Source organism: Streptomyces tauricus (assembly GCF_014650955.1).
Taxonomy (GTDB): domain Bacteria; phylum Actinomycetota; class Actinomycetes; order Streptomycetales; family Streptomycetaceae; genus Streptomyces; species Streptomyces tauricus.
In genome coordinates, this window is record NZ_BMVY01000058.1 from 18,273 (window position 1) to 29,317 (window position 11,045).

General features: G+C 67.6%; 11 protein-coding genes and 1 pseudogene. 8 read left to right on the plus strand and 4 right to left on the minus strand.

Features of this window, described 5'->3' with window-relative positions; all coding sequences use genetic code 11:
- Positions 1-96 precede the first annotated feature (96 nt).
- The 3 genes and pseudogenes from IE278_RS39985 to IE278_RS39995 form a co-directional block, all read left to right on the plus strand.
- Complete coding sequence (locus IE278_RS39985) at positions 97-387, plus strand: hypothetical protein (RefSeq protein ID WP_189779936.1); 291 nt, start codon at positions 97-99, stop codon at positions 385-387.
- Positions 388-1,020: 633 nt separating this feature from the next.
- Positions 1,021-1,218 (plus strand): hypothetical protein, encoded by a 198-nt coding sequence (locus IE278_RS39990; protein ID WP_189779937.1) that lies wholly within the window; start codon positions 1,021-1,023, stop codon positions 1,216-1,218.
- Positions 1,219-1,951: 733 nt separating this feature from the next.
- A pseudogene (locus tag IE278_RS39995) lies at positions 1,952-2,149 on the plus strand (IS5/IS1182 family transposase); the annotation flags it as partial.
- Positions 2,150-2,158: 9 nt separating this feature from the next.
- On the opposite strand, the gene IE278_RS40000 reads toward IE278_RS39995, so the two are convergent.
- The 3 genes from IE278_RS40000 to IE278_RS40010 form a co-directional block, all read right to left on the minus strand.
- Entirely contained in the window at positions 2,159-2,902 is a 744-nt protein-coding gene (locus IE278_RS40000) for a GAF and ANTAR domain-containing protein (protein ID WP_189779938.1), read from the minus strand.
- Between the two features lie 5 nt (positions 2,903-2,907).
- Positions 2,908-3,633, minus strand: a complete 726-nt coding sequence (locus tag IE278_RS40005; RefSeq protein ID WP_189779939.1) for a GAF and ANTAR domain-containing protein — start codon at positions 3,631-3,633, stop codon at positions 2,908-2,910.
- A gap of 720 nt (positions 3,634-4,353) precedes the next feature.
- Positions 4,354-4,758, minus strand: a complete 405-nt coding sequence (locus IE278_RS40010; protein ID WP_246571613.1) for a helix-turn-helix transcriptional regulator — start codon at positions 4,756-4,758, stop codon at positions 4,354-4,356.
- Between the two features lie 1,007 nt (positions 4,759-5,765).
- On the opposite strand from IE278_RS40010, the gene IE278_RS40015 reads away from it, so the two are divergent.
- The 4 genes from IE278_RS40015 (at position 5,766) to IE278_RS40030 (ending at position 8,543) form a co-directional block, all read left to right on the plus strand.
- Positions 5,766-6,098 carry a MerR family transcriptional regulator gene (locus IE278_RS40015; RefSeq protein ID WP_189779940.1) on the plus strand — a complete coding sequence of 111 codons (333 nt, stop codon included), beginning with the start codon at positions 5,766-5,768 and terminating at the stop codon, positions 6,096-6,098.
- Between the two features lie 61 nt (positions 6,099-6,159).
- Entirely contained in the window at positions 6,160-6,963 is an 804-nt protein-coding gene (gene trhA / locus IE278_RS40020; protein WP_246571616.1) for a PAQR family membrane homeostasis protein TrhA, read from the plus strand.
- A gap of 198 nt (positions 6,964-7,161) precedes the next feature.
- The gene (locus tag IE278_RS40025; RefSeq protein ID WP_189779941.1) at positions 7,162-8,400 is read left to right on the plus strand and encodes a PP2C family protein-serine/threonine phosphatase; all 1,239 of its coding nucleotides are present in this window, start codon (positions 7,162-7,164) and stop codon (positions 8,398-8,400) included.
- On the plus strand, positions 8,397-8,543 hold the full coding sequence (locus IE278_RS40030) for a hypothetical protein (protein WP_189779942.1): 147 nt from the start codon (positions 8,397-8,399) through the stop codon (positions 8,541-8,543). Before IE278_RS40025 ends, IE278_RS40030 begins: the two co-directional genes overlap by 4 nt.
- A gap of 420 nt (positions 8,544-8,963) precedes the next feature.
- Here IE278_RS40030 and IE278_RS40035 read toward each other — a convergent pair whose 3' ends face one another.
- Entirely contained in the window at positions 8,964-9,329 is a 366-nt protein-coding gene (locus IE278_RS40035) for an STAS domain-containing protein (RefSeq protein WP_189779943.1), read from the minus strand.
- Positions 9,330-9,576: 247 nt separating this feature from the next.
- Here IE278_RS40035 and IE278_RS40040 point away from each other — a divergent pair, with 247 nt between their 5' ends.
- Positions 9,577-9,858, plus strand: a complete 282-nt coding sequence (locus IE278_RS40040) for an ATP-binding protein (protein WP_308434971.1) — start codon at positions 9,577-9,579, stop codon at positions 9,856-9,858.
- The last annotated feature ends 1,187 nt before the right edge of the window (positions 9,859-11,045 follow it).

Here is an 11,045-nt window from a genome sequence, read left to right on the forward strand (position 1 = left end):
CAAATTCGATAGATGGCGCACAGCGCCACCAGCCACGGAGCGTCACAGTGCAGGGGCTGACACTGCTTCTGACCTTGTTCCTTATCGTCGCTCTGCGTGACGGCCGACGATAAGGAACAAGCTAAGGCGATGCCTTGCAGGGGCTTGTTCAACAGGAACAACATGAAATGGGTGCGCGAGGTCCGCGCCTCAACCACGGTAATCAGCCTGCCCAGACTGTCCCCGCCGCTCGCCCCGTCCCAACCCGCGGGGCAGTGCGGCCTCGTGTTCGCCCTCGGTAGCGCGCCGTTGGTGTCCTTGCACGCTGCCGTGGTCATCGGCCCCGTGATCGCCACTCTCACCGTTGTGTCCGGCGCGCACCCGGCCACCGCGGCCGCACCGGACTGACCGTGGCCGGTGCCGGCACCACTGTCCTGCGTACCCTCATCCGATGACGGCAGTGCGGGTGCTGCCAGCCGGCTTGTGATGACATCCGTCCGGGCCCGGCTGGTGCGTCGGCCGCGTGTGCGCAGTTACGGGTGCAGACCCGCGCCCTGGACGTGGACGAAGCCGTGCTCGCCGATCGCCTCGCTACCGGGACGCGAAGAGAAGCCGACGGCGCTGGCGACGCGAAGTCTTGAGGGCATGGCTCCGAGATCGCTCCGGCTGTTGCCCGCGGAAGGCTCCGGAGTGGTTGTGTCCGTCGGCGTACGAAGTGGTCCTGCGGCAGGCGTAGATGGCGCCTACGTCCGCATCCGGTCCGCGGCCGTTACCGGAAGACACGGACAGGGACGGCCCCTTGCAGGAGGGGGGCCGGTTCAGGGCCCCGGACCCCGGCTCCTGACCCTCCCTATCCCCTCCGGAGGGGCAGGAGCCGGGGGAGGATCGCTGCGCAACCTCGCCGGCTACTGCCTCAGCCGGTTGCGCGGGTGCCCCGTACCTGCCAGATCGCGGGTACGGGGCATCGCTCAGCTGTACTGGATCCTCTACCAGCGCAGGTCGGGCCGCCGCCGGACCTACCGGCCCTCTGCGGACGACACGGTGCCACTGTGGTTGTTGCTGCGCTTCAGCTGTTCGGTGGTGTTCCGTTCCCTGACCTTCGAGTACAAGGTCATGGCGGATGCACTACGCCCCGGCACAGGCTGCATCGCGCGCACGCTGTACAAGTACCTGACCCGTACCGACATCCCGCACCGCCCGCCTCTGCTCGCGGCACTGGCGCTTTGGTGGAGCCTTTGAGGATGTCGCCTGTTGCGGTGGCTGCCCCGGCGGCCGGGGTGGACTCCAGACCGACGAGTTTCAGAGACTGGTTGGCGAGCAGTTCCATCTGGACGGTCAGTTGCTCGCTGATCATGCTCCAGTTCGCCTCGTCGAATGTGGGCCCATGGGCGAGAAAGCTGCGCAGCATGATCCGTACTCTGCCGCCGGGGCTAGAGGCAGACCTTTCCAGGCGGCCGAGCGCCGGTAGACCTTCGCCGGTCCGGAGTGTGAAGGACGCGCGCAGGGCGTTCCACAGCTCCGTGGCCACTTCGTGGCTATCCGCGCTGGATCTCCACTGGGTGCCTGCCGCGCGGACTGCGTCGATCAGGGCGCGGTGGGTGATGGGCGGCTGGGCGGGGCGTTGTCGGGTATGTGGCAGGAGATTGACTGCGGGTAGGGGGTTCCCCGGCTCTGCCGCGCGCCCAGCACACGCGGCGTACGCTTGAGGAGGATGTCCTCAAGGACGATGGCGGCAGCCACGCGTTCGAAGGTCGGCACGACACCGCTTGCTGTGGCGTCATCGAACAGCAGTGCCGCCACTTGGCCGTTGGGGTCGGCTCCATGGACCTGTTGAGGGCGCCGGATGGCCGGGCAGCTGGCCAGTGACGCGATCTGCGGTCCGAACCGGCGGCTGACCGGCAGCTCCGCAGTTCCGGCAAGTGGAGGTCTCCCCGACGCTGCGGCAATGGCTGCACCACCTCACGTCGGCGTCCGTATCGCTCGAAAGGGAATCGACTCAAGCGAACGTCTAGGACGCCGGCGGTCGGTCATCGAGCGCACGGTGTCCTGGCTGACCGGCGACCGCCGCCTCAGCCCCTGCTACAAGCGCAACCCTCGCAACTACATGGCCTTACTCGGTCTCACAGCGAGCCTCTACTGCTACAAACGCCTCCGCAAACTGACCAAGTAGGACACGGTGTTATGGCCGTTCGGGGATCTCGGCAGGCGCGATGTTGCCCTCGAAGGTGTTGTCGATGACCTGCTGGGCGAGTTCGGTCAGGCGCAGGTGACGTGGACGGGCGTAGGCGCGCATCGAGTCGAAGGTTTCGTCGAGACCGAGGCCCTGCCGTTCGGAAAGGATGCCCTTGGCCTGTTCGATCACGACACGGCTGGACAGAGCGCTCTGGAGCTGTGCCTTTTCGGTGTGGCTGTGTTCGATGGTGCGCTGTTGGAGGATGGCGATGGTCGCGAGGTCGGCGAGGGCCTGGCCGATCTGGATATCGGATGCGCTGAGACGGTTGATCTTGGTGCTGAAGAGGTTGACGGCGCCGACGACTTGGTGGCGCAGTTTCATCGGCAGGGCGTGTGTGGTCGTGAACCCAGCTTTCCGGGCGCGGGCGGCGAAGGGGCCGAAGCCTGCGGTGGCGGCACTGGTGGTGAGACTGATGTTGAGTTGTGCCTGACCGCTGTGGTAGCAGCGGACGCAGGGACCTTGGGCGTGCTGCAGTGCGAAGAGTTCTAGGAGGTGCGTCTTCTCGTCGGAGGCGGCGATGAGCTGCAGTTCGTCATGTTGATCGACGATCATCAGACCGACGGCGTCGACATCGAGGAGTTCGACGCATCGGAGGGAGAGGCGGTGCAGGAACTCGATGAGGTCGAAGTCGTCGGTGAGCGTGTCCACGGCCTCCACCAAGATGTTCAGCACGCGTTGCTGACTTGTCATCGTCCTCAGTCCTTGTTCCCGGACGGGGTGGCCGTCCCGTCTCGATTGTCTCGGAAGTGCAGTCGCCGCGACACCACGTCTTCGGCTGCAGTGAGAAGAGGTCTCTCTGTGCGGTAGGCGTGGGCGCGCAGGAGGGCCATGGCCTCCGTGAGGGAGACGTTGGCCTGGACGCTGATCATGCCTGTGGCCTGGTGCACGGCGGCACGGTGAAGCGAGGTGTGGGGTTCGGCCCGGGCGAAGGACGCCCGCTGTCCGCTGTCGCGGATGAGTGCCGCGGTCATGGCGGCAGCCAGAATGAGCGCATCGTTGGTTTGGACGGGGTCCAGGGTGGAGGGGTTGGTGCGCTGCACGGTGAGGACTCCGAGGGAGACGGCCCCGAGGTGCAGGGGGAAGCAGAAGAGTGCGCCTAGGCCGAGCTCTCCGGCTTCTGGCAGGAAGGCGGGCCACCGGTGCGTAGCTGCTTGCTGAAGATCCGGTATGGCGATCAGGGTGCGGTGGCGGTATGCGTCGAAGCCCGGACCTTCACCGAGGGTGCACTGCAGATCCTCCAGTGCGGCGCTCTGGCCGGGGGTGGACCACACCAGCTCGGTCGGTGCCCCGTCGGTTCCCAGTGACACCGCGATTCCGTCCACGCCCAGCAGACGGGCGCACCGGACCGGGTCACCGCCCAGAAGTGCGGCCCCGCTTCCGTCGGGAAGATCACGAAGGATACGGGCCAGGGTTGCGCTCATGTCCATCAGGCCGCCGCTTCCGCACCTGCGCCACCCGAGGTGAGCAATCGCCTCATCGATATCATCCGCCAGGGAGGGCGCGGCATGCGTCCCGGCGCAACGCAGGGGAGGGCGTCGGCCGAAACTGTTGTGTCAGTGATACGGCTCCAGCCTGCTTTCGGTCGGCCACAACACGACCCGGGGGCACGGGGCCAAATGGGTGCCATAGCCAGTAACTCGGCCGTGGCAGCTAGTGCCTCCCACAGTAGGCCACCTTTCCTCGGGTCGGGTCATGAGTATTGGACTTTTCCTGACCAGGATGTTCGAGCCGGTCTGTCCCCATCGACTACCGGAAGTGGCGTACGGCCGTATGCGTTCCCCCATTGCATAGGTCCGTCGTCTTCACCGCCGGACGAGATGCCCCGCGGTGTCGCCGAGTCCGCACATGTCATAGGAAGAATGTATTCAGGCAGATCCTTGAGTGCGTGTAAGGATTTTCACACATCCCATTTCCCGTACGGGTGTTGCACGATTCCCAGACTCCCGGTGACACTCCCACGTTTGTGACTTTGTGGCTTTCCGCCCGGGGTTTCGAGCCAGCAATGCGGGCGCCGCAGACTGTGATCTTCGGACGGCCGCGTCGATTCGACCGTTTCCGGGCGGGCTTGGTGGGTGAGGATCCGGATCAGCTGGTTTCCCCGGTTCCACAGAAGAGGATGCGCGCCATGGTTCGCCCTGTCGTTATGGGTGAGCGCGCTTGCGATAGACACTGCGCACGTGAGCGTCCACGGTGCGTGGACTGATCAACAGCCGCGAGGCCACTTCCTTCGACGTCGCACCCGTGGCGACCAGCCGCGCGATGTGCAGTTCCCGCATGGTGAGTTGGTCGCGGGCGAAACCGGTGCGGCTGCGCGCAGTCTCCCCCGTGGCGCGCGGCTCGTCGGCGGCCCGCCGGGTGAACGCCTCCAACCCGGCGCCGGAAAACAACTCGTGCGCCGTACGCAGACGGGGCCGGCCGCCCTGGCTGCGGCCCCGCCGCCGCAGCCATGCCCCGTACAGAAGGTGGGCCCTGGCCCGGTACGGGAGCAGTGGTGTGTCGGTGAGACGGTCGATCGCATCCCGGTAGTCGTTCCCCGTTCCCTCCACCAGCCCTCGTGCGTACGCCGCGATGCCCAGGCCCGAAGGGGTTCCTCTGGCCCGGGCCCGTTCGGTGAGCGATGCCAGCGCGGGCGTTGGTGACCAGTTCGCTGACCACCAGCCGGGTCAGGTCCAACACGGGCCCCAAAACGCGGTAGCCAGGACATCTCCTGGGGCCTGGTCGGGGTACATGATTCAACGACACCGCGGCGCCTCACGCGTGCGCCGACCGGTCTCCGGCTGGCCCTCTCAGTTTCCTCGGCCCGGGCTGACTCCACCGGGTGCCCTGTCCGCTGCTCGATGGCCGATTACCTCCCCGTCGAGCACGCAGAAAACCTGTGCTTGCTGGAGTAGACATTGGGCGGTGGTGTGGTTATGGTTTCTCTCGTAGTCAGAGAGGCAGCAGGGCCTGGCAGACACGAACTGCCGGGCAGCAGTGTGTAGTTGCAGTGCGTAGGACGGTGCGGTGGTGGAGTTCCGAAGCCAGGGTTTTGCAGGACGGCGACGGAGCTGACGGCCGGACCGGGTGGCCCGCAGTGATCAGGGGCCGCCGTGAGCAGTACCCAGCAGTGAAGTCAGTGAGTGGTACCTCGGTGAAGGCGTCGGCTGCGGGCGCGCGCACCGGGAGGTTCGGCAGTGGGGTTCCAAGCCAGAGCAGACGCAGGACGGGCGACGGGGCTGGCTGTCGAAGAGTGGCGCTGTGACAGGCCACGGAGCAGGTCGCATCACCAGCAGTACGCAGTGGAGCAGTACCAGCATTGAGGGAATGAACGGAGGGATTGAGCGCCATCAGGATCGCCCGGGCGGCTTGTTGAGTCCGGGTACCGCAGGACATCGACAGTGAGGTGGTCTCCGGTCGAGCAACCGCGATCCCAGCATTCCCGGCAGCAGTTCGGCCGGGTGTGCGGACACAGAAGGCCGGCGCAGTAACAAGGCCGGCAGATGGTGAAACAGTTCCTTCGGGCCCTGGCGCCGTACGGCGCCAGGGCCCTCCGCGCGTGCCACAGAGAGGTCTGATGACAGCAGACGACTCGTACCGCCGTCTCGACGACGATGACTATCCCGCCTACACGATGGGCCGGGCGGCCGAAATGCTCGGCACCACCCAGGGCTTCCTGCGCGCCATCGGGGACGCCCGCCTCATCACCCCGCTGCGCTCCGCGGGCGGCCACCGCCGCTACTCCCGCTACCAGCTGCGCATCGCCGCACGCGCCCGCGAACTCGTCGACCAGGGGACTCCCATCGAGGCCGCCTGCCGCATCATCGTCCTCGAGGACCAGCTCGAAGAAGCGCAGCGCATCAACGCCGAACACCGCCGACCCGCACCCCGACACCCGGCCGACGCCTGACCCCCCTCCACGGCGACAGCGCCGGACCGCACTCTCCCGCCCGAATTCAGAATATGAGCGCATGATCGCCGACGATGCCCAGCCGCCGGTACACGAACGGGACTTCGAGTCCCGCCCCGGCATCCCGCCCGACACCCTGCCTACCCCCGTCACTGCTGGGCCTGCCGGCGCGACCGACCGGCCGGCCGCCGGGCAGACAGCCGCCGGCCTGGAAGGCGGGGTGGAGCGGGCGGCCGCTGTGCTGAAGCCGAGGATGCGCGGCTGGCTGCACGCCGGCGTGTTCCCCCTGGCGTTGGCCGGGGGCATCGTCCTGATCGCCGTTTCGCGTACCGGCGCGTCAGTGGCGGCCTGCTCGGTGTACGCGCTGTCGGCCTGTCTGCTGTTCGGTACCAGCGCGGTCTACCACCGCGGCACGTGGGGTCCGCGCGGGGAAGCGGTTCTGCGACGGCTGGACCACGCGAACATCTTCCTGATCATCGCCGGCACCTACACGCCGCTGGCGGTACTGCTGCTGCCCGGGAGCAAGCAGTTCGTGCTGTTGACCGTGGTGTGGGCGGGCGCCCTGGCAGGCATCGCCTTCCGCATCCTGTGGATCGGGGCTCCCCGGTGGCTCTACACCCCGTGCTACATCGCTCTGGGCTGGGTGGCCGTCTTCAATCTGCCCGACTTCGCGCGCACCGGCGGCACCGCGGTAGTCGTACTCGTCACCGTCGGCGGTCTGCTCTACACCGCGGGCGCCGTCGTCTACGGACTCAAGCGTCCGGACCCCTCACCGGCCTGGTTCGGCTTCCACGAGGTCTTCCACACGCTGACCATTGCCGCCTTCACCGCCCACTACACCGCCATCCTCCTCGCAGCCACCTGACGGTGTCGGCGGACAGCAGCCGGGTCCGATGGTGCAATGGGACCTGTCCGAGCACCGGGCTGGAACGGGTCTTCCGCGACTCTCTGAGCGAAGCCCTGAGCGTCATCGAGCAATGGAGGAGTCGCTGTGACCGTAGGAGAGCCGGACGGCGCTCAGTCCCCTCGTCCTCCCCGGGACGGGCGTGGCCGGGGCAGGGCGATGACTTTGGCGGGGACGCTGGAGGCGGCGGAGGCCGCGGCGCCGGTGGAGTCGCTCGACGTGGTCGCGCGCATGCTCCAGGAGCGCTTCGGGGCGGTGTCGGTGTCGTTCCTGATCACCGACTTCACCGGCAGTTCCGTGGTACGGCTGGGGGCGGCGGGCAGCGTGGACACTGATGAACCCGCCCGGCGCATCACGCTGCGGGGCACCCTGTACGACGACGTGATCCGCACCCAGCAGCCAGGTGTGGAGGACAAGGGCGCGGACGTGACGGTGCGGATCGTCGCCCCCGTGACCAACCGCGGGGACGCCATCGGGCTCCTCGAACTGTTCCTGCCTGTGGCGCCGGACGAGGAGGTGATGCGGGAGATCGGTGAGGCGGCGCACGCGCTGGCGTACATCGTCATCGCGAACCGGTCTTTCACCGACGTGTACCAGTGGGGCCGCCGGACCGTCCCGCTGAGTCTGGCCGCGGAGATCCAGCACCGGCTGCTCCCGGCGTCGCTGGCGTGCGAGGCGGCGCAGTTCGCGGTGGCGGGGGCGCTGGAGCCGGCCGACCACGTCGGCGGTGACACCTTCGACTACGCGATCGGCCGGGACACCGTCCAGCTCTCGGTCACTGATGCCATGGGGCACGATGTCCAGGCCGCGCTGTTGGCCACCCTTGCGGTGGGCGCCCTGCGCCGGGCCCGGCGGGCCGGTGCTGATCTCGCCGAGCAGGCCCGCCAGGCCGACCAGGCCATGCGCGAGCACGGCAAAAAGGGCTACGTCACCGGCCAGCTCCTGCGGATCAGCCTGATCGACGGCCATACCGAGTTCGTCAACGCCGGGCACCCCTGGCCGCTGCGGATGCGGGACGGCCAGGTACGGGAGATCACTCCGGCGGTCGATATGCCGTTCGGCTTCGACGCCCCTCACACCTACCGGGTCCAGTCGCTGGACCTGCGTCCGGGTGACCGGCTGGTGATGCTGACCGACGGCGTGCTGGAGCGCAACGCAGGCAACTTCGATCTGTCCGACCTGATCGTGGGTACCCGCGACCTGCATCCCCGAGAGGCCGCCCGCACCCTCATCGCGGCGATCGTCGACGCCAACGACGGTCACCTGCAGGACGACGCGACCGTGATGTGCCTGGACTGGCACGGTACCAACCACTCCCAGAGGGACGCCACCACCGGCGCCGACCTCACCGACGCCTCTCAACCGTCAAGGACGGGGCGGACCACTCCCAGACGATGACCCCGGGCATGTGGTGGCGAGCCCGGCCAAGCAGCGGGAGGCCACCGCTGCCGCCCTGCGCGGCGAGGGCCGCGTACATCCTGAGCGTCACCTACGCCACCACCAAGGACCCCGACCTCATCATCGCCCACCTGCACACCTAACCGCCCCGGCCGGGGAGCTGGCGGGGACGTTACGAGACTCCGAGCAGCAGCTCGCGGTCTGGACCGCCGAACCCGCGACCCCTCCCGCTCAGCCCTGCGCCACCTCACTTCCTGAGCCGCGACCACCTATCGCTCCACAACCGATCGGTAGGACGTGACCGCCACAGTTTCAGCGGCAGTGCGGACAACGGACAGTCGGGACAGCCGCCATCCCTGTCCATCGACGAAGGCTCCGGGGCTCAACCGGCCCCTAAGGCTTGGTCCTTGCTCCGCAGGCCCGTTCAACGAACGGGGTCCGTCGGCGTCACACCGCGGCGGCCTCCTTGGCCAGCGCCGCGAGCGGCGAGCACCGGCCTTTCTCGACTGCGCGCAGCTGCTCCCAGTCGACTGCTGCGCGCCGTGAGGGGGCGCAGGAGGCGGTCAGCTGGTCAGGGCTTGTTCGAGGGTGGGGTGGCAGTCGATGATCTGGTCCACGCCGACGATGTGCAGCACGCGCTGGACGGCTTGTTGGGCGCCGACGATGCGCAGCCATCCCTGCTTGCTGCTGGCCTTCTGGTGGGTGGCGAGGAGGATGTTGATGCCGCTGGAGTCCATGAAGGTCACCTCGCTGAGGTCTGCCACGATCCGCAAGGGCGCCGCACCGTCACAGGAGAGCAGGGCGTTACTGAACTGGTCCTTGGCGGTGTGGTCGATCTCGCCGCTCAGGGTGACCACCAGGATGCCGTTGAGGGTGGTGTGGTCGGCCGCTAGCCGGCTTGGGCGGGCTGGTTCCTGGGTGCCTGTCACCGTGTTCCGTTTCCTTGGCTGTACTTGCTGATGAGAAGGGGCTCGATTCGATCAGCGCCGAAAGCTTGCCCCGGCGTTACGGCGAACAGCAGTTCGATAATTTAGCCATGATGCGTGGGGGAGAGGCGGGGAAGGGGACGGGGCATGCGCCAAGGTGTGCACGGGGGAACACACGTGGACAAGGTGGAATCCGCTCTCGGCGGTGAGGACAGGCTGGTGCCGCAGGACGTTCCCGTCCAGGACACCATTGCCCCTGGACGGTGACGGGGTCGTCATCGCCCAGGCCCGCCATCGCGCGGCCGGGTTCCTCGCCCGCGTCCAGGCGGAGCATGGTCTGCCGGTGTCCGTGCGGGCGATGGACTTGACCCAGTTGGTGGTCGGCGAGCTGGTCACCAACGCCTGCGAGTACGTGCCCGGTCCGGTGCTGGTGGACCTGCGTGTCACCGGGGCTGTGGTGGAGGTGTCGGTGTGGGACAGCGATCCGGTCCTGCCGGTGGCCCGGGCCACCCAAGCGGGCCGCATGGGGTAGCACGGTCTGGAGATCGTCATGGCGGTCGCTCGGGTTTTGAGGTGCAGCGGGAGCCGGTCGGCAAACGCGTCACTGTCCGGATAGCTCTGCTGGGCGATCCCGGCGGACATGTCAGCGGGCGCCGCCCTCAGTGAGAGCCGGTGGTGCGGACCACCAGGACGGCTCACAGGGTTCTTACGTCCGCCGGGCACCGTTGTCCGCTGTGAGAGCCGTGTCGGCAAGCACCACCAGGTCGCCGTCGGTCCGTGTGCCGGCGGCGTAATGTCCGAGTCGGGCGGGCAGTCCTGACACGCCGGCCTTCACCATCACCGGCATGCTGTTGTCGAGCGGTACTCAAGCGCCTTGTGCAGCCCTGTCTGCCCGGCAGGCAGTGAGCGAGGCGGGAAGCCGGGCACCGCACGCCCCTGGGCTCTCACGTCTGCTGGTTACGGCTGTTTGGTGGGGTCACCGTGTGGTCGGGTGCCACCAGGCGGCGGCGATGTCGCGGAGCCGGGCAGCGGGATCGCGTGCGATGGCCAGCAGCACGCGCGCATGGCTGGTGCCAAAGCCCCACCCTGCGGCCCGGTTCACGGCGCCCCCGATCTCTTCGTCTCCGTGCGGCCCCGCCTGTCCGACTTTGTGCCCAGGTGCGGCTCGTTGATGGCGGCGTGACCGGATGGCGAGCCGGGCTTCCGTCTACGTCACTGTTCGAGGCCGATTAATCATCTACCGGATACACGAAAATCTACTCTGGCAAGAGTAGACATTGAGGTGTGGTCTGGGTATGGTTCTTCTCGTAGCCCAGAGAGACAGCAGGGCCTGGCAGAGATGAACTGCCGGTCAGCGGTATGTAGTTGCAGGATGCAGGACGGTACGGCGGTGGAGTTCCGAAGCCAGAGCGGTTGCAGGACGGCGACGGGACTGACGGCCGGACCGGGTGGCCCGCAGTGATCAGGGGCCACCGCGAGCAGGACCGCAGTCCGCGGTAGCAGTACCCGCAAGTGCGGGTCGCATGATCCAGCAGCGCAACAGCAGAGCAGTACCTCGGTAAAGGCGCCGGCTGCGGGCGCGCGTACCGGGAGGTTCGGCAGTGGGGTTCCAAGCCCAGAGTGGACGCAGGGCGGGCGACGGGGCTGGCTGCCGAAAGTGTGGCGCTGGTACAGGCCACCAGTAGTACGCAGTACCGGTAGGTCAGGTAGTTGATGCAG

What these genes read in the sequence shown, in the direction of transcription:
- IE278_RS40000 (WP_189779938.1), bottom strand. Translation starts at nt 2,902, where the DNA reads ATGACAAGTCAGCAACGCGTGCTGAACATCTTGGTGGAGGCCGTGGAC.
- IE278_RS40005 (WP_189779939.1), bottom strand. Translation starts at nt 3,633, where the DNA reads ATGAGCGCAACCCTGGCCCGTATCCTTCGTGATCTTCCCGACGGAAGC.
- IE278_RS40015 (WP_189779940.1), top strand. Translation starts at nt 5,766, where the DNA reads ATGACAGCAGACGACTCGTACCGCCGTCTCGACGACGATGACTATCCC.
- trhA (WP_246571616.1), top strand. Translation starts at nt 6,160, where the DNA reads ATGATCGCCGACGATGCCCAGCCGCCGGTACACGAACGGGACTTCGAG.
- IE278_RS40025 (WP_189779941.1), top strand. Translation starts at nt 7,162, where the DNA reads ATGACTTTGGCGGGGACGCTGGAGGCGGCGGAGGCCGCGGCGCCGGTG.
- IE278_RS40030 (WP_189779942.1), top strand. Translation starts at nt 8,397, where the DNA reads ATGACCCCGGGCATGTGGTGGCGAGCCCGGCCAAGCAGCGGGAGGCCA.